Origin of the sequence: Psychrobacter sp. Ps6, from assembly GCF_022129235.1 — a bacterium.
GTDB lineage: Bacteria > Pseudomonadota > Gammaproteobacteria > Pseudomonadales > Moraxellaceae > Psychrobacter.
The window spans coordinates 72,932-99,470 of sequence record NZ_JADQAI010000008.1; the positions used below are offsets into that span (position 1 = coordinate 72,932).

The following is a 26,539-nucleotide window of genomic DNA, read 5'->3' on the forward strand; positions in this document are numbered from 1 at the left end:
CATTATGACCAGAATTGAAAGCACTTTTGAAACTTTAAAATCACAAAATAAAAAAGCCCTGATCCCTTATGTGATGGCAGGCGATCCTAATCCTGCAACGACCGTCGGTCTATTGCATGACTTGGTCAAGCACGGCGCAGATATGATCGAAGTTGGCTTGCCGTTCTCTGATCCGATGGCAGATGGCCCTGTGGTTGCGTTGGCTGGCGAGCGCGCATTAGCAGCAGGTACGAGTACTCGTGATGCGCTAAAAATGGTCGCAGAGTTTCGTCAAACCGATACGCAGACGCCAATTATTTTGATGGGCTATCTTAATCCTGTTGAAATCATCGGTTATGATAATTTTGTCGCGTTATGTGAGCAATCAGGCGTGGATGGCTTATTGATGGTAGATTTGCCACCAGCAGAGGCGGGCAGCTTTACGCAGCATTTGACCGACCATTCGATGAATGAGATTTTCTTGCTATCGCCAACGACGTTGCCTGAGCGCCGTGAGCAAGTATTGACTCATTGCGGTGGCTATATTTATTATGTGTCGCTAAAAGGCGTGACTGGTTCAGCCACGCTAGATACAGATGACGTTGCGACCCAAGTCCAAGCAATCAAAGCAGAAACAGACTTGCCAGTATGCGTCGGCTTCGGTATTCGTGATGGCGCCTCTGCAAAAGCAATCGGTACTCATGCGGATGGCGTTATCGTGGGTAGTGCGCTGGTACAGAATTTTGCAGATATTGATGCCAATGATACCGATGCGGTAGCAAGTGCTCAGCAAAACATCATGGCAAAAATGGATGAGCTGCGTGCAGCATTAGACAGTCTGAGTGCTTAATACTCATTATCCTAATATCGCTTTTATCAAGCTAACAGCGGCATGATGTTTTAAGTATCTCATTGAGGCGATTTGATAAAGGCGATAGTTATAAAGGCGATAGCTGGTTTGAAGTAGTTATTTTGAGTAATTGGCCTTGAATCACGAAGTTAAATAATGGGAATCAATGACTCAAAAACGTTACTGAAAGATGACGTTAAATGACTTTGCTAAATTTAGTTTACGAGTGTAAACTAACATGACTATTATATGGCGTCTGATAGCCGTGGTTTGTCAGTGACTAGTTTCAAAAAACATTTGCCAAAAAGCATTTGCCCAAAAGTCTCAACAAGCACATCATCTATCAATAAGCACCTAACCAAATGATCGACACGTAAGATTGATACATCAGCGTGTCGCATAATTGCTCATGTTATGACTGGGTTTGACGCTTTGTTTAGACAACCATTAAACTCTCAATGACAAGCGAATGAGCCAACTTGTCAATAAGCCTTTTATGATGGCAAATAATATGACTGATACAGCAACAAAACTCGATAATAATACTGCTAAAGCCGAGCCAAACAGCAACGCGGATAGGCAGTCATGGTTTAACCGTCCTATACCAGGTATCAAGCAGCAATTAACTGCGCAATTGACCGCAGTAGAGACTGAACCGTCGACCAAATGCAGCAATTGTCATTCTGTGATTACCAACACCGCACTGATTTTTAACTGCTATGTGTGTCCGCACTGTGATCATCATTTACCGATGAGTGCTCGTGAGCGCTTGAATTGGTTGCTTGATCAAGTAGACGGTGAGACAGGGCAAGAATTCACTGCCAAAGATCCGCTAAGCTTTGTGGATAGCAAGCCATATCCTGCGCGTATGAGCGAAGCACAAGAAAAGACAGGCGAGAGTGAAGCATTAGTTGCCATGTACGGCAAGCTGCGTAACCTTGATATTGTCGCTTGTGCGTTTGATTTCCGTTTTATGGGCGGCTCGATGGGTTCAGTGGTTGGTGACCGTTTTGTACAAGCCGCTGAAAGAGCGCTTGAGCAAAAAGTACCGTTAGTATGCTTTGCTGCTTCTGGCGGTGCGCGCATGCAAGAAGGTCTGTTATCATTGATGCAAATGGCACGCACGGCGGCAGCGATTGAACGTTTGAGAATCGCTGGCATCCCTTACATCGTGGTATTGACTAACCCTGTTTATGGCGGTGTGACGGCGTCATTGGCCATGCTGGGTGATATCCATTTGGCAGAACCAAAAGCGATGATTGGCTTCGCGGGTAAGCGCGTGATTGAGCAGACCGTGCGTGAGACATTAGAAGAGCCGTTCCAACGTGCGGAGTTCTTATTAGAGCATGGCGTCGTAGATGAAGTGGTGCATCGTCATCAACTGATTGATACCATCTATCGTTTGCTTGCAAAACTGTGCCGCGTACCTAATGTAGATGCTTAATAAGATGTATGGCTCAGTATCATGAGTCAATTATTGAGTGCATAAACGTCTAGCCGCGTGCTAACATCTACTGCATATGCAAGACCCTCTAATAGCATTTATCGTCATTGCACGGTAAATGCTATTTTTGGTTTTAGCCAACACATATATTTCTACCTTTTATTAAATTTCATATAGGTTTTATTCATGTCTGACCTTTTAGCATCTGACCTCAAAAGTCCCAGTGATAACGCTAGCCTAACTCAATGGCTTGATTATATGCAGCAGATTCATGTGTCTGCAATCGATATGGGGCTATCGCGTGTATTGCCTGTTGCCGAAGCGCTAGGAGTAGTACAGTCAGCCAAAGATGATGCCTATGTCTTCACTGTGGCAGGCACCAATGGCAAAGGCTCTACGACCGCTGTCATCGCTGAGATGTGTAAAGCCGCAGGTTATAAAACGGCACTATATCAATCGCCGCACTTGAGCGTTTTTAATGAACGCGTGCGTATCAATGGCGAGATGGTCAGCGACGAGACGCTGATTGATGCTTTTAGCAAAGTAGAAGCAGCACGTTTAGATTGCGATTTGACCTTGTCATTCTTTGAGATGACAACGCTGGCAGCATTACTCATATTTGCTGAGGCAGACTGTGATGTATGGGTGTTAGAAGTTGGATTGGGCGGACGGTTAGATGTGGTTAATATTATTGATCCTGATATGGCAGTGATTACTAATATTGGTATCGATCATGTCGACTGGCTAGGTGACAATGTCGAGGACATCGGTCGCGAGAAAGCAGGTATATTGCGCCAAGGTATTTCTTTAATTTATGGTGCTACTGAAATGCCATCTAGCGTGCAGCACGCTATCGATAATGAGCAAGCGACTTGTTATCAAATTGGTCAAGACTTTAGCTACCGCGATATTGACTCAATGATTTGGCAATACAGTAATGCGGCAGTTACCTTGCAATTACCACGCCCTGCGCTGTCCTTGACCAATACTGCCAATGCACTATCGGCGGTACTTGCAAGCCCGTTGAGTGTCGATATCAGTGCCATCGAGCAGGCATTGCAAACTGTCAAACTGGCAGGGCGCTTTGATTATCGCGAAAGCCATCATCGCCATTGGTTGTTTGATGTGGCGCACAACGAGCAAGGCGTGGCGTTTTTATTAGCGCAGTTATTGCCATTTTGGCAGCAGCATTTGAGTAAACACGGCAACCAAGCTGGTAGAGATCTTCCAAAAATCAAAATGTTGTTCTCTATGTTGGGTGATAAAGATATCGACAAAGTGGTACAACGTCTGACTCAAGCAGGCTTGCCGATTAGTGATTGGTTTATTGCTGAGATTGATTATCCTCGTGCCGCGAGTACCGAGCAGCTACAAGGCGTCTTAACTCAATATGTGGATAGGGCCAACATATATCAATTCGATGGCTTGCATGCAGCGACGTATGCGGTGATAGCTGATAGTCAGCCACAAGATCTAATCGTCGTATGCGGTTCGTTTCATACGATTGGAGAGGCGCTTGCTGCACTTGCCGTATGATCATTTAGGTTAAGGTGGCGCCTGTTTAGTGTTAATCTTAGTACTTGCCTGATAGCAGACAGCACGAAAAATATGCTTTATAATCAAAATGATTTGCAAGACTGGCATAAATAGGTCGGCATGAATTTTGAACACTGATGGCAGTAACTGGCGGTACGAGACGTTTATTAGCGCAATTATCTATATTGCTGTGAGACAGTCCCTGCGCCGCTCAATCAACCTTATTACCAACTAAGAGACGTAAACGGATGAACTTTTCGAGACAAGCCTTATTGGGCATTGGGATGATTCTAGGCGGTAGCGTGATGCTATACGCCATGGTGCAGCAGATTGGTGAGAGCAACCAGCCACAGCCAACATCAGCGATGATAGAGAAACCAGCGACTGAGCAAGAATCTTTGCAACCGCTAACGACTGACATCGAGACAGAAAAACGTATCCTTGCGCAAAAGCAAAAAGAACGTGCTGCTCGTGTTGCTGAGCAGGAGAGGCGCGCCCAGGAGTTTTTGACAGAACAAGAAGTGGCTGAAGCAGAAGCATTGGCTAAAGCTCGTGCCGAAAATCAGCAGTATGTCAAAAATATTGCGGCGACAAATGAACAGAGTGAAAGCTCAGAAGCCGTAAAAGACACAGAGACAAGTGTCAAAAGTAAGGAAATGCAAGATGCTGAAAAATTGGTTAAGGCAGCCGATGATGCAGTGAATGAAGCCAAAGTAAAAAAGCAGGTGGAAGATGAGCAGCAACAAGCCAAAGCAAAACAAGAAAAAGCCGCTGCTGAAAAACTAGCAGAAAGTAAAAAAGAAGCAGAAGCAAAAAGACAAGCGAACGCTCAAGCTGCAGCTGAGAAAGAAAAAAAAGCAGCTGAAGCGGCTAAAAATGAACCACCAAAATCGCCTTCTGATTATCAAGTCAAAAAAGGTGATGGGCTGATTAAGCTTGCAAGACAATACAATATGCCTGTCGAAGTATTGGCTCAAGCAAATAACATTTCACCATCGACCTCATTACAGCTGGGCCAAAACATTACCATACCATCACGTAATCAAGTGCAACGTCTGGAGCGTGAAGCTGCTGCTGCCGAAAAAGCAGCTGAGGCCAAGCGAGACGCTCAGCAAAAGCTTCTTGAGGCTCGTCAAGAAGTGAAAGAAACCGACGCGAAAGGTAGCTTTGGGGTGCAAGTAGCGCTCGCAGATAATCAGGCTAAAGCGGATACGCTGGCGAAAAAATTCAAAGAGGCTGGATATCAAGTGAAGACCAGCCCGACCAGTCGCGGTGTTCGCGTCATTGTTGGTCCTGAACGTGGAAAGGTCGCTGCATTGGCACTAAAAGATAAGATCAATAGTGATTCTAACGTCGATACGAACGGTGCTTGGGTACTTTATTGGCGTTAAGCTAGAGCGTTGCTAATGGTCTCGATTCGGCCTTTATCTACTTTATATAAAAACACGACAAATACTGTCGTGTTTTTTGTTTTATCGTTTGCCGATTGGCACTGCCTTAGTTAAGATGAGCGCCGTTTTTATAATTCGTTGTTGTATAACCTGTCAGTCTACAAAGGTTGCCCTATGGTGATCAGCCGATCATTAACTCTTTAGAGTCTTGAACGCTAGCTAGCACTGTTACATTGTATAAGGTAAAACCATGTCATTTGGCGCTATATTTTTAATCTTGGCCGTTGGGTTTTTAGGGCTGATTACGTTACCAAAGCTATTAGCAAAGCGCCCAGTCGCAGAGCCTGAGCCAAAGCCTGTGCGCGGTGATGAGCTGGCTATTTGGCCATTTGCCCCAATGCCAATCATGACCGACACTGAGGTCATATTTTTTAATAAGTTAAAAAATGCGCTTCCGGAGTATCATATATTTGTGCAGGTTCAGTTATCACGAATCATTGAAGCCAATAGTGACGAGACATCCGAGCGTAGCTTTTGGTTCAATCGTATCTGCCGTCAGAGCGTTGATTATGTAATTGTAGATGTTGACGCTCAGACCACGCTAGTTGCTATCGAGCTTGATGACTGGACGCATAGTAGCAAAGCGCGGCAAAAAGCCGATGATAAAAAAGACAAAGCCCTTGCCAGTGCAGGCATCGCCATCGTTCGTTTTCACGCTGAGCGCATGCCTAGTGCCGATATGCTGAGATATGAGCTAATGCAGGTGATTGAAAATTATTGAACAGTTCACTGAGTGTGTGCTTGTTAAAGGGTACAATCAGACAAGCTGCTTTATTCAAAACATCTGCGTTAGTTAAGATTATTCATCTACCCCGGCTGGCTGTCTTGGATAAATAACGATTGGTCTATTACCTTCAAAATATAAACCTGTCCTAGGTGGCCCATTATCTGACCAAACTATCGGCTGCTGACGATCATTATAAAAGCCGCGCTGGGTGAACCATTCAATATAGTGCGCGGCTCGTAATGAAGCGGCGTCAATCGTCGCAAGAGCGGCTTTATCTCTCTTATCACACCATTCGTGCATCGGAAAGCTCGGCGTTAGCCAGTATGGCCAATCATAATCGCTAAGGTCAGTTGTGTTTATCGGTAAAAAGAATCGCCCTTTTATAACCCCATAGCGCTTATCGATTTTTACCTGCCCGTGGTCTTCTGTATCTACCCACACCGCTCGAAACTGCTTAGTTTGCATGTGCGTCATCTTACGCTGTAGATTATCATTGGAGTTGATCCCCACCCAATTCACAGGTTCAAAAGGTGTTGACCCCATAAAAAACTTAATGGCTAGCTCCCAATGTTCAACCAGCTGTTCTACATGGTTATACAAGATCAAATCAAGCTCGCCAGTTGTCTGCTTACCATTATAGAGCTGCACATTGCTAGCCAGTGTCTCATACGAATGCAGCTTGCGCGCAAAACCATCCTCTAGCCAAAATGACAGTAAGCCTTCAAAATGAAAACCCAGTCGATTGGGGCTAGGGCGTTTGAGTAAATAACGCGTCAGCTCTTGATAGGCGGCAGTGGTGTCTAGCTCTACTAATCGCTTTTCATACGCCTCAAACTGTGTCTGCCAAAATTGCGCGCTGTGCACGGCAACCGTATGCGTATTTTGATGCGGTGCAAAATCTAGCCACTGCGTTAAGACATTGGGACATGCCAGTACATAAGCCAAATCACGCACATAGGGTCGTTTATACGCTTCCCAAGGAGCATTATCTATGAGGCGATTAGGTGTAGGCTGATTGATAGGCTCGGGCATAGGATAAACCAGTGTGAATATGTGCATTTACCCTAACGGCTCGCTCTATAAAAGTCTATAGGACACGAGTATCTACTAGGGTAGTGCTAAGCTTTTTACTTTTAGAACATGATATGAATATGATGAATATGCATGCTGATATCAGCCGAATTTAGCACAAAAAAAAGCCAACCATTGAAAACAATGATTGGCTTTTCTTTATTACTGCTCTGTTTGGTCGGAACGGCAGGATTTGAACCTGCGACCACTACACCCCCAGTGTAGTGCGCTACCAGACTGCGCTACGCCCCGAATGACTGACTATTTTACGCAAAATTATGTATATTGCAAGGGCTATTTATATCAGCCAAAATCTACAACACCATTCTGCCTAGTATAGTCAGTCTAATTGCTGCGCCGCTCGTGTTAACCCAACAGCTCTTTTAGGATTTGGTTCACTTGCTGCGGGTTAGCACTACCGCGGCTGGCTTTCATGACCTGACCGACCAGACCGTTAAAGGCTTTCTCTTTACCGCCGCGATATTCTTCTACCATCGCTTCATTTTTTGCGATGACTTCTTCGACCATTGCTTTGATAGCACCAGTATCAGTTTCTTGCTTTAGGCCTTTGTCTTTGATGATTTTGTCTGCTGCGTCATCATCAGTGCCGCCTTCACGCTCATATAGCGCACTAAAGACTTTCTTGGCCAGTTTACCAGATAGCGTGTCATCTTTGATACGCTTAAGCATACCAGCCAATTGCTTAGCGCTGATAGGGGAGTCGATAATATCTGTGTCATCTTTGTTTAGGGCGCCGAGTAAGTCACCCATGACCCAGTTACCAGCCATTTTGGCATCTGCTTGCCCAACTTCTGCGACCACAGCTTCGAAATAATCGGCAATTTGACGACTACCAGTCAAGATACGAGCGTCATATTCTGACAGACCAAGCACTTCTTCAAAACGTGCGCGACGAGCGACTGGCAGCTCTGGCATTGCTGCTTTGATTGCATCAACAGTATGCTGCTCGATTCGGACAGGTAGCAAGTCAGGATCAGGGAAGTAGCGATAGTCGTTGGCGTCTTCTTTGGTACGCATGGTACGCGTTTCATCACGCTCTGGATCATATAGCATGGTTGCTTGTACAACTTTGCCGCCATCTTCTAAGATATCGATTTGACGCTCGATTTCACGATTGATAGCACGCTCGATGAAGCGGAACGAGTTTAGGTTTTTAAGCTCAGTACGAGTACCAAGATCAGCACCTGGCTTGCGCACAGAAACGTTACAGTCGCAGCGGAAGGAGCCTTCAGCCATTACTGCGTCTGAGATACCTAGCCAAGTAACTAGCTGATGAATGGCTTTAATATAGGCAAGTGCTTCATTGGCAGAGCGCATGTCTGGCTCAGAGACGATTTCGATTAGTGGCGTACCTGCACGGTTCAAATCCACACCTGTCATACCATCAACGGCATCATGGACAGACTTGCCCGCATCTTCTTCTAGATGCGCGCGAGTAATACCCATACGTTTTGGATATTCGTTTTTCTCGCCTTCATTGACCACGACATCGATGTATCCTTCACCTACGATAGGATTGGCCATCTGGGTGATTTGATAGCCTTTAGGTAAGTCAGGATAAAAGTAGTTTTTACGGTCAAACGTATTAAACAGACCCAGCTCAGCATTGACACCGATACCGAATTTTAGCGCACGATCGACCACACCAGCATTTAGCACTGGTAATACGCCAGGCAAGCCCAAATCGACGATACTTGCTTGGCTGTTTGGTTCATGACCAAAGTCAGTCGGCGCACTTGAGAATATCTTACTTTCTGTATTTAGCTGGCAGTGAATCTCGATACCGATGACCACTTCATAACCATCTACGAAAAGCTCTTTACGTACGGCATTGTTATCAGTAGTAGCTATACTCATTATACCGTCTCCTTTGCGATGGCTGAGTGTTGTAAATGGTGATCTGTATGCTGCTGGAACAGATGGGCAGTCGTAAGCAGTTGACTCTCTTGCCAGTGCTTGCCGATTAATTGCAAGCCAATAGGTAAACCTTCTTTAGTCAAACCTACTGGCTGGCTGAGCGCAGGTAGACCCGCTAGGTTAACCGCGATGGTATAGACATCACCTAAATACATCGTCGCAGGATCAAGATCTTCACTAAGCTTGTAAGCCGCGGTCGGTGCGGTTGGGCTGGCAATCACATCACAGCTAGCAAAGGCTTCATCGAAGTCTTTGACGATTAAGCGGCGAATTTTTTGTGCTTTTGTATAATAAGCATCGAAGTAACCAGCAGATAGCGCATAAGTTCCTGTCAAAATACGGCGCTGCACTTCAGGACCAAAGCCTTCAGAGCGTGAGCGCGTATATAGATCAATCAGATCAGTTGGATTTTCACAGCGATAGCCAAAACGTACACCATCGAAGCGTGAAAGGTTAGATGATGCTTCGGCAGGCGCTAGCATGTAGTAAGTGGCAAGCGTGATCTCAGGGTCAGTGATGTTCACTTCTACAATCGTTGCGCCAAGCTCTTCGTATTTTTTGAGCGCGGCACGTGCTGCTTGCTCGACTTCGCTATCAAGCCCTGTACCAAAGTATTCTTTGGCCACACCAATACGCAAGCCGTCAAATGGCTTATCACCAGCCGTAGCCTCTGCATCATTGATGTCTTGTACGTAGTTAGGCATATCGTATTTGATAGAAGTGGCATCGCGTGGATCGTGACCAATCATAGGCTGGAGCAGATAAGCGCAATCTTTGGCGCTACGTCCCATGCTACCCGCTTGATCCAAACTTGAAGCGTAGGCAATCATACCAAAGCGTGACACACGGCCATAAGTCGGCTTGATACCTGTTAGGCCACAGAATGAAGCAGGCTGACGAATAGAGCCACCCGTATCACTACCGGTCGCAACAGGGACAAAACCTGCAGCAACGGCGGCAGCACTACCACCTGACGAACCACCAGGTACGCGCTCTAGGTTCCAAGGATTTTGCACTGTACCGTAGTATGAGCTGCTGTTGTCTGAGCCCATCGCAAACTCATCCATATTGAGCTTACCCAAGCTAATCATGCCAGCTTTGTCGATGTTAGAAACGATAGTCGCGTCATATGGCGAGACAAAGTTATGCAGCATTTTTGAGCCACAAGTCGTCAGTACGCCTTGGGTACAAAAGATGTCTTTATGCGCCATTGGTACGCCAAGTAGTGGACGCTGATCGCCTTGTGCACGCATCTGGTCAGCGGCTTTTGCTTGTGCACGTGCTGTCTCAGAAGTATGCGTGATAAAACTATTGATCTTGCTATCTAGCGCATCAATACGCTTGATGTAGTGCTCGGTTAATTCTGCGCTGCTAAATTGTTTGTCTTGCAAGCCAGCAATCAGCTGCTCGGTACTTAATAAATGAAGTTCAGACATAAGGTGTCGTCCGTCAAAATGTGAATAGCATAAAATAAAATAGGATAATGGCAAATGCGTGGTTGTATTATTCACCCACTATCATTCAATCACCTGAGGTACAAGGTATAAGCCCTCTTCGACAGCAGGTGCGACTGACTGATTGCGCTCGCGATTGATGTCGTGTTTGGCTACATCAGCACGTAACTCTTGGCAAGCTTCATGGATATTGGCTAGTGGTTTGATGTCTGTGGTATCAACGTTAGATAAGGTATGCATCAATTTTAATACTTTACTGATATCATCGGCATAGCTATCGGCAGTGCTTTCATCGACACCCAAGCGCGCAAGGTTGGCAACTTCTAGGATTTCTTCGCGGCTGACAGTGTTGTCAGACGTTGCTGGTTGCTGAGACATAGTTTCTCCAGTTAAGGACAGTTTTTGTTAGAGTAGGTGACTACGATAGTCAGAATACATAAGCACTAAAATACAATTGGCTATAAAGTTGGCTTATTATAAAGCATCTGACCCAAGTTTACAGAGCATGAGGCTTGATTGGTGCACAATATCCATCAACACACCGTATCAATCAGGGCAGAGTGCTGACATAGCAATACACAAATACTTGCAAAACTGACCGAATAATTCATGATTGATTTTCAATTGCTTCCCAATTAGGTTCTAAAATACGTTACAGTATGCACCTACTATTAAGTAAAGCAATTATCTGCCTGTAGAGCCTTGTTAGTTATCACATTAAAAGCGGTTTCATTGAGTTGAATGATATTCACTACTATTTCAAACTTTGTAACAACTTTTAGCGTCTCAGACAAAAATCCTTGCTTACTGATGCAAATACCTATGTTTTTTTTGAGCTAAATCGGTATAATTTAGCACAGTTTTTCATATCATCATTATTGCTTAGGTTTGACTGGTTGCGATGATTCACTTTCGCTCCCGTTAATGTCTAACGACGACCTGCTCAACACTGACGAGTAACCCCTCAGTCAATCTCATTCGCCTCATTCGTAAGACGCTGGATATATTAGTCATGAACCTGTTTGGATTTTTATCAAATAATATCGCTATCGACCTCGGTACTGCGAACACCCTTATTTTTATTCCTAATAAAGGCGTCGTACTTGACGAGCCTACGGTGGTCGCGTTACGCAGCAATCGTACTCAAAACCCGACCGTCGCTGCTGTGGGTATCGATGCCAAGCAAATGCTAGGTCGTACGCCTGCCAATATCACAGCGATTCGCCCGCTAAAAGACGGTGTGATTGCTGATTTTGAAGTGACGCAAAAAATGCTAAAACATTTCATCACCAAGGTAAAAGCCAAGCGTTTTATGGCACAGCCTAACGTGGTGGTATGCGTGCCATGTAAGTCAACCTTGGTTGAGCGTAAGGCGATTCGTGAGGCCGTATCATCAGCAGGCGCGAGCAAAGTATTATTGCTAGAAGAGCCAATGGCTGCGGCTATCGGTGCTGGCATGCCTGTTCATGAAGCCAGTGGTTCTATGGTCGTTGATATCGGTGGTGGTACGACTGAGATTGCTGTTATCGCGCTATCTGGTTGCGTCTATGCTGAGTCTATCCGTATCGGTGGCGACATGTTTGATGAGGCAATTATTACACACGTACGCCGTACACATGGTTGTGTGATTGGTGAGACGACCGCTGAACGCATCAAAAAAGAAGTCGGCTCTGCATTGAATGAGGACAGCAAGCTAGAGGTAGAAGTGCGCGGCCGTAGTATGGCAGAAGGCGTACCAAAGACCTTTATCGTCAATTCAGAAGAAGTACAAAAAGCATTGACTGACCCATTAAGCGGTATTATCAGCGCTGTAAAAGTAGCCCTTGAGCAGACACCGCCAGAGTTGTCATCAGACATCGCAGAGCGTGGTATCGTTTTGACAGGTGGTGGCGCATTGCTACGCGATCTTGACAAGCTTATCTCACAAGAGACTGGCTTACCAGTGACGGTAGCAGAAGACCCATTAACCTGTGTTAGCCGTGGTGGTGGTATCGCCCTTGATTTCATCAATAACAAAAGCTTGAACATGATTTTTGTTTAAACAGTTTTTGCTCATGAGCGTTATGCCCACATACTTTTGCTATCGCTATTATCCCGCTTCAGGATGGCTGACATAACCCATGAGATGATAAGTAAATAACATTAAAGGTAGCCGATTGCGCTGCCTTTAATTGCATTAATCCATGCTAGAACCCAATATCACCGATAAACATTCATGCTCTAAATAAGTGCTATTGCTCATTTTAGAATTCTTAAATTAGACGACTTATGACTCCAAGTATCTTTGCGCGCCAAGCGTTATCACTTCGTAAGACTGCCATTGTGTTGATAGCAGCCTTGATACTGATGTGGTTTGATAGCAAAAACTCGGAATGGTTCAATCCAGTACGTAGTACCAGTCATGCTGCCATGCAGCCTATTTATGAGATATCTTTATTACCAAGCTATGCCAAGCATTGGGCGAGTGGTAGTTTGCAGTCAAAAGAAGCGCTGCGCCGCGAAAACATGCAACTAAAATCGCAACTCATTCATGCACATGCCAAACTGCAGCAACAAGATTACATCTTGGCGCAAAACGCACGCTTGCAGGGGATTTTATCAACCACTAAACCTGAGCAGTTTGATCTCAACTTAGCTCAAGTCATTGGTACAGATACCAACTTACTGAGACAGATTGTTGTGCTCAATAAAGGCAAGCAAGATGGTGTACAAGTGGGACAAACCGTTATCGATGAAGATGGTATTTTAGGACAGATCATTAACGTCTATCCTAATACGAGCCGTTTACTATTGATTACGGATGACCAGCAGTCAGTGGCTGTCACTGTCAAACGTACTGGTCAGCGTGCTATTGTAACAGGCCAAGGTATCCCATCTGCACTCAGCCTAAACTATGTCTTTAAGACTTCAGATGTGCGCGTGGGTGATGAGTTGGTATCATCTGGTTTGGGTGGGCGAATTCCAGCGGGCTATCGTGTTGGCCGTATTGCCCACATCAAAGATGAGCAAACAGATAATTTTAGAAATATCGAGGTTACGCCCTCTGCAAACTTCATTGATAATGCGTATGTATTGATACTCCAAGACAAGCTACTCAATAGAAATGATAGGACTATTGGTCAGTAAGCAACGATAACGTCACACTTTATGCAAAACCACCAAATGGCTTATCAAGTTTTTTATCCATAGTTCCTATCAATATTTAATCAACCAATCACAGTAGCCACTATACAATCGCTAAGGTAAGTACTCATGTCGTATCCTGATTCTGAGAATTCAACGGCACTGTTGATTGTGGTCATTGTTCTAAGCTTTATCATTGCTTCATCGCTCAATGTATATCCATTAAGTCCAAGTATGGCAACACTACGGCCCATGATTATGATCATGGTACTGATATATTGGCTACTGTTCCAGCCGCGCTATGTGGGTATCTTTACCGCATTTACTATTGGGCTTATTGCAGATTTGCTGATGGACACCCATCTAGGTCAGCAAGCCTTTGCCGCTGTTGTAGTGGCACTAGTGATCAAAATTACTAGTATCTATGTTAGACAGCTAAATACTATCAGTGCATGGTTGATAGCCAGTTTAGGGTTAGTTGTTTTCCAGCTAAATTTGTGGATGCTGCAGATGTTTATTCAAAATACTTTTATCGCAAAATCTGCTTTGTCGCTGATGATGAGTATCATCAGCTGGCCACTTGTCTTACTGGTTCTACGCAAGTTTGCGCGTTAATGACGTTTATTAACTTATCTATAAAATATATAAAAACATATACCTCATAAATCTGTAAATGAAGAGAAGAGCGATGGATATCATTTTAGCGTCTGGTTCGCCGCGCCGTCGAGAGCTACTAGCAAGAGCACAGTTAGATTTTAGAGTATTGAGCGTAGATGTTGATGAAACGCCGCAAGATGATGAATTACCCAAAGACTACATTGAACGTATGGTCGCTACCAAAGCCATAGCTGCCATAGAGCAACTAAACGGAACATTAGAAATCGATGAGAACGGTGTCAGCGAATCAATCATCATACTGACTTCTGATACTATCGGTGTGTTACCAGATGGCAAGACAGTACTGGTTAAACCGACCGATCGTGAGCACGCTTATAGCATGTGGCAGCAGATGTCAGATAATATCCATGAAGTATGGACTGCTGTACAAGCCACTAAAATACAGCGACTACCTAAAGTAACAGAACACAATGCATCAGAGCGCACTCAAGCGTTTCAAATTATCGACCAGCAGCAAATCACTGAGCGTACAGCAGTAACCTTTATACCATTGACTACAGAGATGATGAGCAATTATTGGGACAGTGGGGAGCCTGCTGATAAAGCGGGTGGCTATGGTATTCAGGGTTTGGGTGCTGCTTGGGTGAGTCGTATCAACGGCAGTTATACCAATGTCGTTGGGTTGCCACTGGCGCAAACGCTGGCCTTAATTAAAGACATGACAGAAGGCAGTGAGGATATCGTTGACCCTTTATAATCACATATGCACATAATGACACGGTAGGGCAATGGGCAAGAGTAAGGCGCATTTGTTACACTGTCAATCTAATAGACGATGACCGTCTGATAAGAAAGCTGAGAGATAAGAGAAAAAACTATGTCCGAAGAGCTGCTGATTAATATTAGTCCAATGGAGTCTCGTGTTGCGGTTTTAGACAATGGCATCTTGGGGGAGATTTATATTGAGCGACATCACAAACTGGGTTTGGTCGGCAATATTTATCTGGGTACAGTCGTACGTGTCCTTCCAGGCATGCAGGCAGCCTTCATTGATATTGGTCAATCGCGGACAGCATTTTTACATGTCAATGATATGCAGCGTGAGCCTCGTCCAGTTACAGAAGACAAAAGCAAAGCCGCTACAAATGTTAAAAAAGAGAATAGTGATAATAGCGCCGATATAGAAGCCTCCACAGATAGCTTAGCAGTCACACCACCTATTGTCAGTGCTCAAAGTACAGAAGTCGTGCCTGTTTCTAAGACCTTGATTCAGCATCGATTACACGAAAGCCAACGTATCTTGGTTCAAGTCACCAAAGATCAGTTGGGTAGCAAAGGCGCTCGCTTAACCACCAATATATCACTACCATCTCGCTATCTGGTCTATTTACCATCAAGCGATCATATCGGTATATCACAGCGTATTGATGGTGAAGAAGAGCGCACGCGCTTAAAAACTGAGCTTAGTAGCTTAATGCAAACGGTCAATCTAAAAGGTGGTCTGATCGCTCGTACTGCGGCTGAGCGTGTCCCTGTCGATAAGCTAGAAGAAGATATTTACTATCTGTTGCAGCTATGGCGCACCATCTGTGCTCGCCGCCAAGAGATTAATCACCACCAAAGCTCAGAACTTATTTATCAAGAACTATCGCTACCACTGCGCTCTATTCGTGACTTGGTACATGCTGATACCGAAAAAGTCATCATTGATAATACGCAAATTTATGAACAAGTCAGATACTTTGCCAAAGAGTTTGTACCGTTCATTTACGATAAAATCGTGCATTATACGGCAGAACAATCACTGTTTGACGTGCATCGGGTTGAGGATGATTTACGTGACGCATTAAAACGTCGTGTCGATTTAAAGTCTGGTGGCTATCTGATTATTGACCAAACAGAAGCAATGACGACGATTGATGTCAATACAGGCTCTTTTGTAGGCGGTCGCTCATTAGAGGACACCGTCTACAAGACCAATCTAGAAGCCACACATGCTATTGCACGTCAGCTGCGCCTGCGTAATCTAGGCGGCATTATTATTCTAGATTTTATCGATATGCTAGAGCAGCAGCATAAGGATGATGTATTAGAAAGCTTGCAGGCGCAGCTAACCCAAGACTATGCCAAAACCAAGATTACGCAGGTTAGTGAGCTTGGATTGGTAGAGATGACACGTAAGCGCACGCGTGAGTCACTAGGGCAGCAGCTCTGTGAGCCTTGCTCAACCTGCCAAGGTCGCGGGTTTGTCAAAACGGCAGAGACAGTTTGCTTTGAGATATTCCGCGAAATCATGCGCTGTGCTCGCACTTATAACTCTCCCAAAAAGTTCACCGTTGTCGCTCATGCCGCCGTCATTGATTTATTGCTGACATCAGAGTCAGATACGGTAGCCGATCTAGAGTACCTACTAGGCAGGGTTATTACGTTTGATGTAGAGAATTTATATACTCAAGAACAGTATGATATCGTTTTAGACTGATACCATTGAGTACAGTTAAAAATTCTTGGTGGCAACACGCTGACTGGTAAAGCAGATTTTTGAGAGTTGGTATCTTTCATCACTTCAGAGATTGCCCTTGCAATACCCAAAATACTGTGTATAATATACACCACTGAATTATATATGCGCAGCTGACTAAAAAGCTGGCGCTATTACAGCTGGAGCATCGTTTCTAGCACTATTTCATTATGCCTTTGCTGACATCCATTATAGGAGAGTTGGCGGGGCTTTAAACTATTTTGCTTTTGGCACGCTATAAGTTCGGATAAAGAACTCATTCTGGTTAAGAACAGAAGGCCGCTTTAAGTGAATATTTAACCAAACTGCTTTTGATCATGATCTTGCGACGCAAGAATGACGAAAGCACATATTAGGAGCTTGCTGGCATGGCTAACCAGAGAATCCGTATCCGTCTTAAGTCTTTTGATCATCGTCTGATCGATCAATCTGCACAAGAGATTGTTGATACTGCAAAGCGCACCGGTGCGCAAGTTTGTGGTCCTGTACCGTTGCCGACTCGCATTGAGCGCTTCAACGTTCTAACCTCACCACACGTTAACAAAGATGCGCGTGACCAGTACGAAATCCGTACTCACAAGCGTATGGTTGATATCGTTCAGCCTACTGACAAAACTGTGGATGCGCTAATGAAATTAGATTTAGCGGCGGGTGTTGACGTCCAAATTGCTTTGGGTTAATGCACATTACACACCCAACCCATTAATATAAGATATAAAGAGGTCTAAAATGGCGATCGGTTTAGTCGGTAAAAAATGCGGCATGACCCGTGTCTTCACTGAAACAGGCGCATCTATCCCTGTAACAGTGGTTGAGGTCGATGCAAACCGCATTACTCAAGTAAAAAATACTGATGCAGATGGTTACCAAGCCATCCAAATCACCACAGGTACTCGTCGTGACAGCCGCGTAACAGCCGCACAAAAAGGTCACTTCGCGAAAGCCGGCGTTAAAGCTGGCCGTGGTGTTTGGGAATTTCGTGTCAACGATAGCGATCTTGAAGGTCGTGAGATTGGTGGTGAAATTCTAGCTGACTTGTTCGAACAAGGTCAGATGGTTGATGTGACAGGACAGAGCAAAGGTAAAGGCTTCCAGGGTCCTATCAAACGTCACAACTTTAGTATGCAAGATGCTACTCATGGCAACTCAGTGTCTCATCGTGCACATGGTTCAACTGGTCAAAACCAGTCACCAGGTAAAGTATTCAAGGGCAAAAAGATGGCGGGCCAGATGGGTAACAAGCGTGTTACTGTTCAAGGCCTAGAAGTGATTTCGGTTGACGCCGAAAAAGGGTTACTTGTCATCAAGGGTGCTATCCCAGGTGCCACCGGTGGCGATGTTATCGTACGTCCGTCAGTCAAAGCCTAAGCAAGGGGATTAACGTGGATTTAAAAACAGTTACAGGTGCGGCGGTTGAGCTTTCTGATACGGCATTTGGTCGTGAATTCAACGAAGCACTAGTGCATCAAGTCGTCACCGCTTATTTAGCTGGTGCTCGCCAAGGTACACGCGCACAAAAAACCCGTGCCGAAGTTTCTGGCGGTGGTATCAAGCCATGGCGCCAAAAAGGTACTGGTCGCGCTCGTGCGGGCTCTATTCGTAGCCCAATCTGGCGTTCAGGTGGTCGTGCATTCGCTGCAAAACCACAAGATTGGTCACAGAAAGTAAACCGTAAAATGTATCGCGGTGCGATGCAGTGCATCCTAGCAGAATTGATTCGTCAAGAGCGTCTGATTTTGGTAGAAGAGTTGAGCGTTTCTGGGCCGAAAACTAAAGAACTGATTGCAAAGCTAAATGATTTGAATGCACCTCGTGCATTGATCGTCACTAAAGAAGTTGACGAGAACTTATACTTAGCTGCTCGCAACATTCCGCACGTCAATGTACTTGGTACAAACGAAGTGGATCCAGTGAGCTTGATCGCATTTGATAAAGTGATCATGTCAGTTGAAGCTGCGAAACAATTTGAGGAAGCACTAGCATGAACAACGCAAGACTTTATCAGGTCTTAAGAGGGCCTGTATTCTCAGAAAAATCTCAAATGCTTGGCGACTCACTTGGTGTGCAGGTATTTAAAGTTGACTCTAACGCTACTAAGCTTGAAGTCAAAAAAGCAGTTGAGTTGATGTTTGAAGGTGTTGAAGTTACTAAAGTAAACACTTTGAATGTTAAAGGTAAGACAAAGCGTTTTGGTAAAAGCATCGGCCGTCGTAATGACTACAAAAAAGCCTATGTTACCTTAAAAGCTGGTCAAGATGTACAAATGGCTGATGCTGGTGAAGACGTAGCGAACACTACTACTTCTACTAGTGAAACAGCGAATAACGAATAAGGATTACACTCATGCCTATCGTAAGAGCAAAGCCAACATCACCAGGCCGTCGTTTTGTTGAAAAAGTTGTGCATCCACACCTTTATAAAGGTCGTCCTTATGCAGCGCTTCTAGAATCAAAAAGTAAGTCAGGTGGTCGTAACAATAATGGTCGTATCACTACTCGTCACATTGGCGGTGGTCATAAGCAACATTATCGCATTATCGACTTCAAACGTACTAAAGACAATATCCCAGCTGTGGTAGAGCGTATTGAATACGATCCTAACCGTACTGCACATATTGCATTACTTAAGTATGCTGATGGCGAACGTCGTTACATCATCGCTGCTAAGAAACAAGCAGTTGGCGATACAGTAATGTCAGGCGAGACTTCTCCAATTCGTCCAGGTAACTGCTTACCGCTAAAAAACATCCCATTGGGTACTGTGATTCACAATATCGAGCTTAAAATCGGTAAAGGTGCACAGATGGCTCGTTCTGCGGGTGCTAGCGTTCAGTTATTAGGCCGTGACGGTATCTATGCTATTCTACGTCTACGTTCAGGCGAAACACGCCGTGTACACGTAAACTGCCGTGCTGTTATTGGTGAAGTTTCTAACACTGAAAACAACTTGAAATCACTTGGTAAAGCTGGTGCTTCACGTTGGCGTGGTGTTCGTCCTTCAGTTCGTGGTGTCGCTATGAACCCGGTTGATCACCCACATGGTGGTGGTGAAGGTCGTAACAAAGGTCGCCATCCAACTAGCCCTTGGGGTCAGAAGTCTAAAGGACTTAAAACGCGTCATAACAAGCGTACTGACAACATGATCATCCGCCGTCGCGCCAAGAAGAAATAAAGGAAGAATTTCATGCCTCGTTCATTGAAAAAAGGTCCATTCATAGACGCGCACTTATTTGCTAAAGTTGAGAATGCATTAGACACCAACTCACGCAAGCCAATTAAAACTTGGTCGCGCCGCTCGATGATCCTACCACAAATGGTTGGCCTAACTTTATCTGTCCACAACGGCCGTACTCACGTACCGGTTATCGTTAGTGAGCAGATGGTTGGTCATAAACTAGGTGAATTTGCCCCGACTCGTACGTATCGTGGTCATGGCATTGACAAAAAAGCTAAGAGATAAGGTGCTTACCATGGAAGTAACTGCAAAATTACGCGGTGCCGCCATATCGGCACAAAAAGTTAGACTCGTTGCTGATGAAGTTCGTGGCAAATCTATTGAGCGTGCTTTGGATATCCTAACGTATAGCAATAAAAAAGGCGCTGTTTTTGTTAAGAAATGTCTTAACTCAGCCATCGCCAATGCCGAACATAATCACGGCCTAGATATCGACGACCTTAAAGTCGCTACTATCTATGTTGATGAAGGCATTACGCTAAAACGTATCCTACCACGTGCCAAAGGTCGCGCTGATCGTATCAGCAAGCGTACTTGTCACATCACTATAAAGGTAGGAGAATAAGTTATGGGTCAAAAAGTACATCCAATCGGAATTCGTCTTGGTGTTGTAAAAAAGCATAATGCAAACTGGTATGCTAACCCTAAACAATACTCAGAATACCTAATTAACGACATTCAAGTCCGTGAATATTTACGCAAAAAGCTAGATAACGCAATGATCAGCAACATCATGATCGAGCGTCCTACTGGCGCTGCTAAGATTACCATCGCCACTGCGCGCCCTGGTATCGTTATCGGTAAGAAAGGCGAAGATATCGAAAGACTTCAAAAAGAATTGACCAAAATTATGGGCGTACCTGCTCAGGTCAACATTGAAGAAATCACGTCACCTGACCTTGATGCACGTTTGGTAGCAGAAGGTATCAGTAGCCAGCTTGAGCGTCGTGTTATGTTCCGTCGTGCGATGAAGCGCGCCGTACAAAACAGCATGCGTTCTGGTGCTAAAGGTATTAAAGTTGAGCTGTCTGGTCGTCTTGGCGGTGCTGAGATTGCTCGTAGCGAATGGTATCGTGAAGGCCGTGTGCCATTGCATACACTTCGTGCTGATATTGACTATGCGTCAATTCGTGCAGAGACAACTTACGGCACCATCGGTGTTAAAGTTTGGATTTTCCGCGGAGAGATCCTTGACGGTATGAACAGTGTTTATAATCCCGTCAAAGAAGAGCAGACTCGTGCGCCAAAACGCCGTGGTCGCGGAAACGGAAACCGTCGAAACTCAGACAGAGGTTAAACTATGTTACAGCCAAAACGTACCAAGTTTCGTAAAATGCACAAAGGTCGTAACACTGGGCTAGCTCATCGTGGAAGCACCGTTGCATTCGGACAAATTGGTCTAAAATCATTGACGCGCGGTCGTATGACAGCTCGTCAAATCGAAGCAGCACGTCGTACCATCACTCGTAAAATTAAGCGTGGCGGTAAGATTTGGATTCGTGTATTCCCAGACAAGCCTATTACCAACAAACCATTAGAAGTACGTATGGGTAAAGGTAAAGGTCCAGTTGAGTATTGGGTATGCGAAATCAAGCCTGGTAAAGTGCTATATGAAATTGAAGGGGTGCCAGAAGAGCTTGCACGTGAAGCTTTCACGCTTGCTGCAGCAAAACTGCCCTTTAAAACTACCATTGTTAAGCGGACGATAATGTAATGAAGATCAGTGAATTACGTGATAAATCATTAGAAGAACTGACCCAGTTACTTGATGAAAAGCAACTTGATGCTTTCCGTATTCGTATGGCTAAAGCAACTGGTCAGTTGGGTAATACCCATGAAGTCAGAGGCAATCGTCGCACGATTGCTCAGCTTCAGACTTTGATCAACGAGAAACAACGAGGCGACTCATGAGCGATAACAATCAAACAGCTACCAATGCTAGCGTATTGACAGGACGAGTTGTCAGCGACAAGATGGACAAGTCCATCACAGTTTTGATTGAGCGTCTGGTTCGTCATCCTTTGTATGGCAAACAGCTTCGTCGTTCTACTAAAATCAAAGCACATGATGAGAACAACGTTTGCCAACAAGGCGACCTTGTCCGTATCAAAGAAACGCGTCCAATCTCAAAAACTAAGTCTTGGACTTTAGTTGATGTGGTTGAAAAAGTAGAAAAAATCTAAGTAAATTGCATTAAAAGCCAGAAGCTGTTAAAATAGCCGCCTTTTTAAGGATGCTGATTGCGCCGAGCGTATATCACTCACATTAAGAGTAAGTCGCGGTTATTTATATTAAAATGCCGTCCTACTCATTCTGTGCTAGCGGCAGCAACTGGTTTTTATTGCTCATACGTGTGGAGTAACGCTATGATTCAGGTTGAGTCAATGCTGGAAGTTGCAGACAATAGCGGTGCAAGGCGAGTTCAGTGCATTAAAGTACTGGGTGGTTCTCATCGTCGTTATGCATCAGTTGGCGACATTATTAAAGTAACGGTTAAAGAAGCCATTCCTCGTGGTCGTGTTAAAAAAGGCGACGTGATGAATGCAGTAGTTGTACGCACCAAAAAAGGCGTTCGTCGTCCAGATGGTTCTGTGTTACGTTTTGATGACAATGCTGCGGTATTGTTGAACCAAAACAAAGCGCCGATTGCAACTCGTATTTTTGGACCGGTAACTCGTGAACTACGTGGTGATCAGTTTATGAAAATTGTATCACTAGCACCAGAAGTATTGTGAGGTAATCCATGTCAAAATTACGTAAAGGCGATACAGTTATCGTGATTGCTGGGAAAGACAAAGGCAAGCAAGGTACTGTACAAGCTGTAAAAAACGATCGTATTAAAGTTGAAGGCATTAATATTGTCACTAAACATCAGAAGCCAAATCAGGCAACTGGCGTTGAAGGTGGCATCCTTAAGCAAGAAGCTTTTCTGCATATCTCAAATGTCGCAATCTTAAATGCGCAAACCCAAAAAGCAGACCGTATTACTTATCAGTTTGGCGAAGACGGCAAGAAACAACGCGTCTATCGTTCAAACGGTGAAGTAGTGGCGACTGCGTAAGACACTAAGGGTGTAATGGTAATGGCAAGATTAAAATCTTTATATAACGATAAATTAAAGCAGCAAATCAAAGAAGATCTTGGTTTGGACAATGTGATGCAAGTGCCTAAAATCACTAAAATCACACTTAACATGGGTGTAGGCGGCGCGTCTCAAGACAAGAAATTGCTTGAAGGTGCTGTAGCTGACATGACCGCGATTGCTGGTCAAAAACCTGTTGTCACCAAAGCGCGTAAATCAGTTGCTGGCTTTAAGATTCGTGAAGAATGGCCAATTGGCTGTAAAGTAACGCTACGCGGTGAGCAAATGTACGAATTTTTAGATCGTCTCGTTGCCATTGCAATTCCTCGTATTCGTGATTTCCGCGGTTTTTCACCTAAAGCCTTTGACGGACGTGGTAACTACTCATTGGGTATTAAAGAACAGATCGTATTCCCAGAAGTAGATTTTGACAAGATTGACCGTATCCGTGGTATGGATGTGACAATTACCACGTCAGCTCAATCTGATGAAGAAGGTCGTGCGTTGCTTAAAGCATTCGGCTTCCCATTTAAATAAGGTAAAGACGTTATGGCAAAGAAGAGCATGATTAACCGCGAATTAAAACGCGAAAAAATGGTTGCTAAATATGCTGAAAAGCGTATCAAGCTAAAAGAAACTATCAGTGATATGACTGCAAGTGACGAAGCTCGTATGGAAGCGATGTTAGAGCTACAAGCTCTTCCACGCAACTCATCACCAGTACGTCTGCGTAATCGTTGTGCTATCACCGGTCGTCCTCACGGTTACTTCCGCAAGTTTGGCTTATCACGCAATATGCTGCGTGAGCGTGTCATGCAAGGCGATGTGCCTGGTGTTCGTAAAGCAAGCTGGTAAGGAGTAACTATATGAGTATGCAAGATACCGTTGGGGATATGCTAACCCGTATCCGTAACGCACAAATGGCTAACAAAGTATCGGTAGCAATGCCGAGCTCTAAATTACGTAAATCAATTGCTGATTTGCTAGTTAGCGAAGGTTATGTGGCGAGCGCCGTTGTTACTGAGCAAGAAAACAACAAAGCAACCCTTACTATTGAATTAAAATATTTCGAAGGCCGTGCGGTTATCGAAACTATTCAACGTTATAGCCGCCCTGGTCTTCGCCAGTTCCGCGGTAAAGACGAAATCCCTACTGTTAAGCAAGGTATGGGTGTTGCTATCGTATCGACTAGCCAAGGTATCATGAGCGATCGTGCTGCACGCGCTGCTGGTATCGGTGGTGAAATCGTTGCATTTGTAGCGTAAGCTATACGACGATGAAGTCTATTTGATGTTTGTTAGGCTTCTATCGATTGAGTAATGTTGAATTATTTCAAATTGATAGGTGTCTAACACAGTCAACTATGCTAAACTAACACGCTTTTTAGCCTGTTAGTTTTTTCGCTAATATAAAGAAGTTAAATTTTTTAAGGAATATTCCTATGTCTCGTGTGGCTAAAGCCCCAGTGACGCTGCCAAATGGCGTAAGCGTTACTTTGAACGATCGGCAGGTCGAAGTTAAAGGCAAGAACGGTACTATGTCTTTACACCTGCATGAATTGGTCGAGCTGAAACAGGAAGATGATGCTATCATTTTCTCACCTGCAGTCGATTCAAAAGAAGCTATGATGCACACTGGCACCATGCGCGCTCTTATTAACAACTACGTTAAAGGCGTGAATGAAGGCTTTGAAAGACGTCTTCAGTTAATTGGTGTTGGTTATCGCGCACAAGTCGCTGGTAACAAAGTAACCTTAAACGTGGGTTACTCTCATCCAGTAGAGTATACGTTACCTGAAGGTGTGTCAGCTGAAACCCCAACGCAAACTGAAATTGTTTTGAAATCAAATGATAAACAGCAGCTTGGTCAAGCAGCGGCTAACATCCGTGGTTTCCGCCCACCTGAGCCTTATAAGGGTAAAGGTATTCGTTATAGTGACGAGCATGTGATTCGCAAAGAAGCTAAGAAAAAATAAGGTGAGTTGAAATGTTTGATAAAAAAGCAGCTCGTCTGCGTCGAGCTAAGAAAACACGCGCACATATCCGTTTCTTAGGCGTTCATCGCTTAACGGTTAATCGCACGTCAAAACATATTTATGCCCAGATTATCTCTCCAAATGGTGGTGAAGTGATTGCTCAGGCATCTACCTTAGACAGCAGCTTGCGTTCAGGCGCGACTGGTAATGCTGATTCAGCAACGTCTGTAGGCCAAATGATCGCAGAACGCGCAAAAGCAGCTGGTATTACTAAAGTTGCCTTTGACCGTAGTGGTTTCAAATATCATGGTCGAGTTAAAGCTTTAGCAGAAGCTGCTCGCGAAAACGGATTGGAGTTTTAATCATGGCTAGAAATGATAAAAATGATAAAAATGAACAGACTGACGGTCTAGTAGAACGCTTAGTTACCGTTGATCGCGTTGCAAAAGTTGTTAAAGGTGGTCGTATTTTCTCTTTCACTGCGTTGACCGTAGTGGGTGATGGCAATGGTCGTGTTGGTTTTGGTCGTGGTAAAGCGCGTGAAGTGCCTGCTGCTATCCAAAAAGCACTAGAAGCTGCCAAACGTAATATGATTACTGTTGAGCTAAATGATGCAACTTTGCATCATCCGATCAAAGCACGTCATGGTGCTAGTAAAGTCTACATGCAGCCTGCTTCTGAAGGTACTGGCGTAATCGCTGGTGGCGCAATGCGTGCTGTACTAGAAGTTGCTGGTGTCAAAAATGTTTTGACTAAATGTTATGGTTCTACCAATACTGCTAACGTTGTTCGTGCAACGTTTAACGGTTTACGTGATATGTCAACTCCAGAGAAGATGGCAGCTAAACGTGGTAAATCTGTAGACGAAATCTTGGGTTAACTTAGACTAGGTGAGTTACGATGAAAAAAATGAAAGTCACTCAATTTAAATCGGGTGCCCATCGCCTAAAGAGCCACAAAGCGAGCTTGAAAGGATTGGGTTTACGCCGCATTAATCACACTGTTGTAGTAGAAGATACTCCTTCAACACGTGGCATGGTTAATCGCGTTAACTACATGGTAAAAGTGGAGGAAGCGTAATGGGTCTTAGATTAAATGAATTATCACCAGGTGTTGGTGCAAAGAAAACTGCCCAACGTCGTGGTCGTGGTATCGGTTCAGGTCTTGGTAAAACTGGTGGTCGTGGTGTAAAAGGTCAGAAATCTCGTTCAGGTTCTAGCATTCGCTCAGGATTTGAAGGTGGTCAAATGCCTTTATATCGCCGTCTACCAAAATTTGGTTTTACTAGTAAACTGGCTATGAAGACTGCCGAAGTACGTCTTTCTGAACTGAATAAAATTGAAGGCGATGTAGTTAGCCTTGAAACACTTAAAGCTGCTAACCTTATCCGCCACGATATGAAACGTGCTCGTGTAATGCTATCAGGCGAAGTCACTAAAGCTTATACCTTTAAAGGTATCAAAGTGACTAAAGGTGCTAAGCAAGCAATCGAAGCTGCTGGTGGTAGCATCGAGGAGTAGTAACGTGTCAAAACAA

The 26,539-nt window shown here is 44.5% G+C and carries 34 protein-coding genes, 1 tRNA gene and 1 pseudogene; 31 read left to right on the forward strand and 5 right to left on the reverse strand.

Going from position 1 to position 26,539, the window contains the following annotated elements; genetic code table 11:
- Positions 1 to 4: 4 nt before the first annotated feature.
- The 5 genes from trpA to I3255_RS10195 all read left to right on the forward strand — a co-directional run bounded on the left by trpA (position 5) and on the right by I3255_RS10195 (position 5,981).
- Positions 5 to 829, forward strand: a complete 825-nt coding sequence (gene trpA / locus I3255_RS10175; RefSeq protein ID WP_201599187.1) for a tryptophan synthase subunit alpha — start codon at positions 5 to 7, stop codon at positions 827 to 829.
- A gap of 499 nt (positions 830 to 1,328) precedes the next feature.
- Positions 1,329 to 2,273 carry an acetyl-CoA carboxylase, carboxyltransferase subunit beta gene (gene accD / locus I3255_RS10180; protein ID WP_197496777.1) on the forward strand — a complete coding sequence of 315 codons (945 nt, stop codon included), beginning with the start codon at positions 1,329 to 1,331 and terminating at the stop codon, positions 2,271 to 2,273.
- A 186-nt stretch (positions 2,274 to 2,459) separates the two neighbouring features.
- Positions 2,460 to 3,809: a folylpolyglutamate synthase/dihydrofolate synthase family protein gene (locus I3255_RS10185; protein ID WP_238038735.1), complete on the forward strand. Its 1,350-nt coding sequence runs from the start codon at positions 2,460 to 2,462 to the stop codon at positions 3,807 to 3,809.
- A 248-nt stretch (positions 3,810 to 4,057) separates the two neighbouring features.
- The gene (locus I3255_RS10190; protein WP_238038736.1) at positions 4,058 to 5,200 is read left to right on the forward strand and encodes a LysM peptidoglycan-binding domain-containing protein; all 1,143 of its coding nucleotides are present in this window, start codon (positions 4,058 to 4,060) and stop codon (positions 5,198 to 5,200) included.
- A 250-nt stretch (positions 5,201 to 5,450) separates the two neighbouring features.
- The gene (locus I3255_RS10195) at positions 5,451 to 5,981 is read left to right on the forward strand and encodes a DUF2726 domain-containing protein (protein ID WP_238038737.1); all 531 of its coding nucleotides are present in this window, start codon (positions 5,451 to 5,453) and stop codon (positions 5,979 to 5,981) included.
- A 78-nt stretch (positions 5,982 to 6,059) separates the two neighbouring features.
- Here the strand turns inward: I3255_RS10195 and I3255_RS10200 are convergent, their stop codons facing one another.
- The 5 genes from I3255_RS10200 to gatC all read right to left on the reverse strand — a co-directional run bounded on the left by I3255_RS10200 (position 6,060) and on the right by gatC (position 10,828).
- Positions 6,060 to 7,019: a DUF1853 family protein gene (locus I3255_RS10200; RefSeq protein ID WP_238038738.1), complete on the reverse strand. Its 960-nt coding sequence runs from the start codon at positions 7,017 to 7,019 to the stop codon at positions 6,060 to 6,062.
- 214 nt (positions 7,020 to 7,233) lie between these two features.
- Positions 7,234 to 7,310, reverse strand: a tRNA-Pro gene (locus I3255_RS10205).
- A gap of 114 nt (positions 7,311 to 7,424) precedes the next feature.
- Positions 7,425 to 8,939 carry an Asp-tRNA(Asn)/Glu-tRNA(Gln) amidotransferase subunit GatB gene (gene gatB, locus I3255_RS10210; RefSeq protein WP_238038787.1) on the reverse strand — a complete coding sequence of 505 codons (1,515 nt, stop codon included), beginning with the start codon at positions 8,937 to 8,939 and terminating at the stop codon, positions 7,425 to 7,427.
- Positions 8,936 to 10,432 (reverse strand): Asp-tRNA(Asn)/Glu-tRNA(Gln) amidotransferase subunit GatA, encoded by a 1,497-nt coding sequence (gene gatA, locus I3255_RS10215; protein WP_238038739.1) that lies wholly within the window; start codon positions 10,430 to 10,432, stop codon positions 8,936 to 8,938. Before gatA ends, gatB begins: the two co-directional genes overlap by 4 nt.
- Before the next feature lie 81 nt (positions 10,433 to 10,513).
- Complete coding sequence (gene gatC / locus I3255_RS10220) at positions 10,514 to 10,828, reverse strand: Asp-tRNA(Asn)/Glu-tRNA(Gln) amidotransferase subunit GatC (RefSeq protein WP_201599209.1); 315 nt, start codon at positions 10,826 to 10,828, stop codon at positions 10,514 to 10,516.
- A 634-nt stretch (positions 10,829 to 11,462) separates the two neighbouring features.
- Between gatC and I3255_RS10225 the strand changes: the two genes are divergently transcribed.
- The 26 genes and pseudogenes from I3255_RS10225 to rplO all read left to right on the forward strand — a co-directional run bounded on the left by I3255_RS10225 (position 11,463) and on the right by rplO (position 26,523).
- Complete coding sequence (locus tag I3255_RS10225; RefSeq protein ID WP_238038740.1) at positions 11,463 to 12,491, forward strand: rod shape-determining protein; 1,029 nt, start codon at positions 11,463 to 11,465, stop codon at positions 12,489 to 12,491.
- Between the two features lie 227 nt (positions 12,492 to 12,718).
- Positions 12,719 to 13,576: a rod shape-determining protein MreC gene (gene mreC / locus I3255_RS10230; RefSeq protein WP_238038741.1), complete on the forward strand. Its 858-nt coding sequence runs from the start codon at positions 12,719 to 12,721 to the stop codon at positions 13,574 to 13,576.
- Between the two features lie 126 nt (positions 13,577 to 13,702).
- Positions 13,703 to 14,188 carry a rod shape-determining protein MreD gene (gene mreD, locus I3255_RS10235; protein WP_238038742.1) on the forward strand — a complete coding sequence of 162 codons (486 nt, stop codon included), beginning with the start codon at positions 13,703 to 13,705 and terminating at the stop codon, positions 14,186 to 14,188.
- Between the two features lie 73 nt (positions 14,189 to 14,261).
- Complete coding sequence (locus tag I3255_RS10240) at positions 14,262 to 14,948, forward strand: Maf family protein (protein ID WP_238038743.1); 687 nt, start codon at positions 14,262 to 14,264, stop codon at positions 14,946 to 14,948.
- A 120-nt stretch (positions 14,949 to 15,068) separates the two neighbouring features.
- A complete protein-coding gene (locus I3255_RS10245; protein WP_238038744.1) occupies positions 15,069 to 16,673 on the forward strand; it encodes an Rne/Rng family ribonuclease in 1,605 nt (534 codons plus the stop codon).
- 407 nt (positions 16,674 to 17,080) lie between these two features.
- The gene (rpsJ, locus tag I3255_RS10250; RefSeq protein WP_010196670.1) at positions 17,081 to 17,392 is read left to right on the forward strand and encodes a 30S ribosomal protein S10; all 312 of its coding nucleotides are present in this window, start codon (positions 17,081 to 17,083) and stop codon (positions 17,390 to 17,392) included.
- A gap of 49 nt (positions 17,393 to 17,441) precedes the next feature.
- The gene (gene rplC / locus I3255_RS10255) at positions 17,442 to 18,080 is read left to right on the forward strand and encodes a 50S ribosomal protein L3 (RefSeq protein ID WP_238038745.1); all 639 of its coding nucleotides are present in this window, start codon (positions 17,442 to 17,444) and stop codon (positions 18,078 to 18,080) included.
- A gap of 14 nt (positions 18,081 to 18,094) precedes the next feature.
- Complete coding sequence (rplD, locus tag I3255_RS10260) at positions 18,095 to 18,697, forward strand: 50S ribosomal protein L4 (protein ID WP_057758698.1); 603 nt, start codon at positions 18,095 to 18,097, stop codon at positions 18,695 to 18,697.
- Complete coding sequence (gene rplW / locus I3255_RS10265; RefSeq protein ID WP_238038746.1) at positions 18,694 to 19,044, forward strand: 50S ribosomal protein L23; 351 nt, start codon at positions 18,694 to 18,696, stop codon at positions 19,042 to 19,044. Before rplD ends, rplW begins: the two co-directional genes overlap by 4 nt.
- An 11-nt stretch (positions 19,045 to 19,055) precedes the next feature.
- A complete protein-coding gene (gene rplB, locus I3255_RS10270) occupies positions 19,056 to 19,883 on the forward strand; it encodes a 50S ribosomal protein L2 (protein WP_058025575.1) in 828 nt (275 codons plus the stop codon).
- A gap of 12 nt (positions 19,884 to 19,895) precedes the next feature.
- Entirely contained in the window at positions 19,896 to 20,171 is a 276-nt protein-coding gene (rpsS, locus tag I3255_RS10275; RefSeq protein WP_010196682.1) for a 30S ribosomal protein S19, read from the forward strand.
- A 10-nt stretch (positions 20,172 to 20,181) separates the two neighbouring features.
- The gene (rplV, locus tag I3255_RS10280; protein ID WP_021813373.1) at positions 20,182 to 20,511 is read left to right on the forward strand and encodes a 50S ribosomal protein L22; all 330 of its coding nucleotides are present in this window, start codon (positions 20,182 to 20,184) and stop codon (positions 20,509 to 20,511) included.
- Between the two features lie 3 nt (positions 20,512 to 20,514).
- A pseudogene (gene rpsC / locus I3255_RS10285) lies at positions 20,515 to 21,307 on the forward strand (30S ribosomal protein S3).
- Positions 21,247 to 21,660, forward strand: a complete 414-nt coding sequence (gene rplP / locus I3255_RS10290; protein WP_010196693.1) for a 50S ribosomal protein L16 — start codon at positions 21,247 to 21,249, stop codon at positions 21,658 to 21,660. Before rpsC ends, rplP begins: the two are co-directional and overlap by 61 nt.
- Positions 21,660 to 21,857, forward strand: coding sequence for a 50S ribosomal protein L29 (gene rpmC / locus I3255_RS10295; protein ID WP_110923946.1), 198 nt, complete (start codon positions 21,660 to 21,662; stop codon positions 21,855 to 21,857). Before rplP ends, rpmC begins: the two co-directional genes overlap by 1 nt.
- Entirely contained in the window at positions 21,854 to 22,129 is a 276-nt protein-coding gene (rpsQ, locus tag I3255_RS10300) for a 30S ribosomal protein S17 (RefSeq protein ID WP_021813375.1), read from the forward strand. Before rpmC ends, rpsQ begins: the two co-directional genes overlap by 4 nt.
- A 183-nt stretch (positions 22,130 to 22,312) precedes the next feature.
- A complete protein-coding gene (rplN, locus tag I3255_RS10305; protein WP_010196702.1) occupies positions 22,313 to 22,681 on the forward strand; it encodes a 50S ribosomal protein L14 in 369 nt (122 codons plus the stop codon).
- A gap of 8 nt (positions 22,682 to 22,689) precedes the next feature.
- Positions 22,690 to 23,007 (forward strand): 50S ribosomal protein L24, encoded by a 318-nt coding sequence (gene rplX, locus I3255_RS10310; protein WP_011279796.1) that lies wholly within the window; start codon positions 22,690 to 22,692, stop codon positions 23,005 to 23,007.
- 21 nt (positions 23,008 to 23,028) lie between these two features.
- Positions 23,029 to 23,565: a 50S ribosomal protein L5 gene (gene rplE / locus I3255_RS10315; RefSeq protein WP_057758706.1), complete on the forward strand. Its 537-nt coding sequence runs from the start codon at positions 23,029 to 23,031 to the stop codon at positions 23,563 to 23,565.
- A gap of 12 nt (positions 23,566 to 23,577) precedes the next feature.
- Entirely contained in the window at positions 23,578 to 23,883 is a 306-nt protein-coding gene (gene rpsN, locus I3255_RS10320) for a 30S ribosomal protein S14 (RefSeq protein ID WP_193006033.1), read from the forward strand.
- 11 nt (positions 23,884 to 23,894) lie between these two features.
- Entirely contained in the window at positions 23,895 to 24,293 is a 399-nt protein-coding gene (gene rpsH, locus I3255_RS10325; protein WP_057758708.1) for a 30S ribosomal protein S8, read from the forward strand.
- 176 nt (positions 24,294 to 24,469) lie between these two features.
- Positions 24,470 to 25,003, forward strand: a complete 534-nt coding sequence (gene rplF, locus I3255_RS10330) for a 50S ribosomal protein L6 (RefSeq protein ID WP_238038747.1) — start codon at positions 24,470 to 24,472, stop codon at positions 25,001 to 25,003.
- A gap of 11 nt (positions 25,004 to 25,014) precedes the next feature.
- Positions 25,015 to 25,365: a 50S ribosomal protein L18 gene (rplR, locus tag I3255_RS10335; protein ID WP_057758713.1), complete on the forward strand. Its 351-nt coding sequence runs from the start codon at positions 25,015 to 25,017 to the stop codon at positions 25,363 to 25,365.
- Between the two features lie 2 nt (positions 25,366 to 25,367).
- Positions 25,368 to 25,883, forward strand: a complete 516-nt coding sequence (rpsE, locus tag I3255_RS10340; RefSeq protein WP_238038748.1) for a 30S ribosomal protein S5 — start codon at positions 25,368 to 25,370, stop codon at positions 25,881 to 25,883.
- A 20-nt stretch (positions 25,884 to 25,903) separates the two neighbouring features.
- On the forward strand, positions 25,904 to 26,083 hold the full coding sequence (rpmD, locus tag I3255_RS10345; RefSeq protein WP_057758718.1) for a 50S ribosomal protein L30: 180 nt from the start codon (positions 25,904 to 25,906) through the stop codon (positions 26,081 to 26,083).
- Positions 26,083 to 26,523 carry a 50S ribosomal protein L15 gene (gene rplO / locus I3255_RS10350; protein ID WP_057758719.1) on the forward strand — a complete coding sequence of 147 codons (441 nt, stop codon included), beginning with the start codon at positions 26,083 to 26,085 and terminating at the stop codon, positions 26,521 to 26,523. Before rpmD ends, rplO begins: the two co-directional genes overlap by 1 nt.
- The last annotated feature ends 16 nt before the right edge of the window (positions 26,524 to 26,539 follow it).

What these genes read in the sequence shown, in the direction of transcription:
- rpsH (WP_057758708.1), top strand. Translation starts at nt 23,895, where the DNA reads ATGAGTATGCAAGATACCGTTGGGGATATGCTAACCCGTATCCGTAAC.
- rplB (WP_058025575.1), top strand. Translation starts at nt 19,056, where the DNA reads ATGCCTATCGTAAGAGCAAAGCCAACATCACCAGGCCGTCGTTTTGTT.
- rpmD (WP_057758718.1), top strand. Translation starts at nt 25,904, where the DNA reads ATGAAAAAAATGAAAGTCACTCAATTTAAATCGGGTGCCCATCGCCTA.
- I3255_RS10195 (WP_238038737.1), top strand. Translation starts at nt 5,451, where the DNA reads ATGTCATTTGGCGCTATATTTTTAATCTTGGCCGTTGGGTTTTTAGGG.
- rpsE (WP_238038748.1), top strand. Translation starts at nt 25,368, where the DNA reads ATGGCTAGAAATGATAAAAATGATAAAAATGAACAGACTGACGGTCTA.
- mreD (WP_238038742.1), top strand. Translation starts at nt 13,703, where the DNA reads ATGTCGTATCCTGATTCTGAGAATTCAACGGCACTGTTGATTGTGGTC.
- rplW (WP_238038746.1), top strand. Translation starts at nt 18,694, where the DNA reads ATGAACAACGCAAGACTTTATCAGGTCTTAAGAGGGCCTGTATTCTCA.
- I3255_RS10185 (WP_238038735.1), top strand. Translation starts at nt 2,460, where the DNA reads ATGTCTGACCTTTTAGCATCTGACCTCAAAAGTCCCAGTGATAACGCT.
- rpsN (WP_193006033.1), top strand. Translation starts at nt 23,578, where the DNA reads ATGGCAAAGAAGAGCATGATTAACCGCGAATTAAAACGCGAAAAAATG.
- I3255_RS10225 (WP_238038740.1), top strand. Translation starts at nt 11,463, where the DNA reads ATGAACCTGTTTGGATTTTTATCAAATAATATCGCTATCGACCTCGGT.
- rplO (WP_057758719.1), top strand. Translation starts at nt 26,083, where the DNA reads ATGGGTCTTAGATTAAATGAATTATCACCAGGTGTTGGTGCAAAGAAA.
- rplC (WP_238038745.1), top strand. Translation starts at nt 17,442, where the DNA reads ATGGCGATCGGTTTAGTCGGTAAAAAATGCGGCATGACCCGTGTCTTC.
- rplP (WP_010196693.1), top strand. Translation starts at nt 21,247, where the DNA reads ATGTTACAGCCAAAACGTACCAAGTTTCGTAAAATGCACAAAGGTCGT.
- rpsS (WP_010196682.1), top strand. Translation starts at nt 19,896, where the DNA reads ATGCCTCGTTCATTGAAAAAAGGTCCATTCATAGACGCGCACTTATTT.
- rplX (WP_011279796.1), top strand. Translation starts at nt 22,690, where the DNA reads ATGTCAAAATTACGTAAAGGCGATACAGTTATCGTGATTGCTGGGAAA.
- I3255_RS10245 (WP_238038744.1), top strand. Translation starts at nt 15,069, where the DNA reads ATGTCCGAAGAGCTGCTGATTAATATTAGTCCAATGGAGTCTCGTGTT.
- I3255_RS10200 (WP_238038738.1), bottom strand. Translation starts at nt 7,019, where the DNA reads ATGCCCGAGCCTATCAATCAGCCTACACCTAATCGCCTCATAGATAAT.
- I3255_RS10190 (WP_238038736.1), top strand. Translation starts at nt 4,058, where the DNA reads ATGAACTTTTCGAGACAAGCCTTATTGGGCATTGGGATGATTCTAGGC.
- gatC (WP_201599209.1), bottom strand. Translation starts at nt 10,828, where the DNA reads ATGTCTCAGCAACCAGCAACGTCTGACAACACTGTCAGCCGCGAAGAA.
- rplN (WP_010196702.1), top strand. Translation starts at nt 22,313, where the DNA reads ATGATTCAGGTTGAGTCAATGCTGGAAGTTGCAGACAATAGCGGTGCA.
- rplR (WP_057758713.1), top strand. Translation starts at nt 25,015, where the DNA reads ATGTTTGATAAAAAAGCAGCTCGTCTGCGTCGAGCTAAGAAAACACGC.
- accD (WP_197496777.1), top strand. Translation starts at nt 1,329, where the DNA reads ATGGCAAATAATATGACTGATACAGCAACAAAACTCGATAATAATACT.
- rpmC (WP_110923946.1), top strand. Translation starts at nt 21,660, where the DNA reads ATGAAGATCAGTGAATTACGTGATAAATCATTAGAAGAACTGACCCAG.
- rpsQ (WP_021813375.1), top strand. Translation starts at nt 21,854, where the DNA reads ATGAGCGATAACAATCAAACAGCTACCAATGCTAGCGTATTGACAGGA.
- I3255_RS10240 (WP_238038743.1), top strand. Translation starts at nt 14,262, where the DNA reads ATGGATATCATTTTAGCGTCTGGTTCGCCGCGCCGTCGAGAGCTACTA.
- mreC (WP_238038741.1), top strand. Translation starts at nt 12,719, where the DNA reads ATGACTCCAAGTATCTTTGCGCGCCAAGCGTTATCACTTCGTAAGACT.
- rplV (WP_021813373.1), top strand. Translation starts at nt 20,182, where the DNA reads ATGGAAGTAACTGCAAAATTACGCGGTGCCGCCATATCGGCACAAAAA.
- gatA (WP_238038739.1), bottom strand. Translation starts at nt 10,432, where the DNA reads ATGTCTGAACTTCATTTATTAAGTACCGAGCAGCTGATTGCTGGCTTG.
- rpsJ (WP_010196670.1), top strand. Translation starts at nt 17,081, where the DNA reads ATGGCTAACCAGAGAATCCGTATCCGTCTTAAGTCTTTTGATCATCGT.
- rplE (WP_057758706.1), top strand. Translation starts at nt 23,029, where the DNA reads ATGGCAAGATTAAAATCTTTATATAACGATAAATTAAAGCAGCAAATC.
- rplF (WP_238038747.1), top strand. Translation starts at nt 24,470, where the DNA reads ATGTCTCGTGTGGCTAAAGCCCCAGTGACGCTGCCAAATGGCGTAAGC.
- trpA (WP_201599187.1), top strand. Translation starts at nt 5, where the DNA reads ATGACCAGAATTGAAAGCACTTTTGAAACTTTAAAATCACAAAATAAA.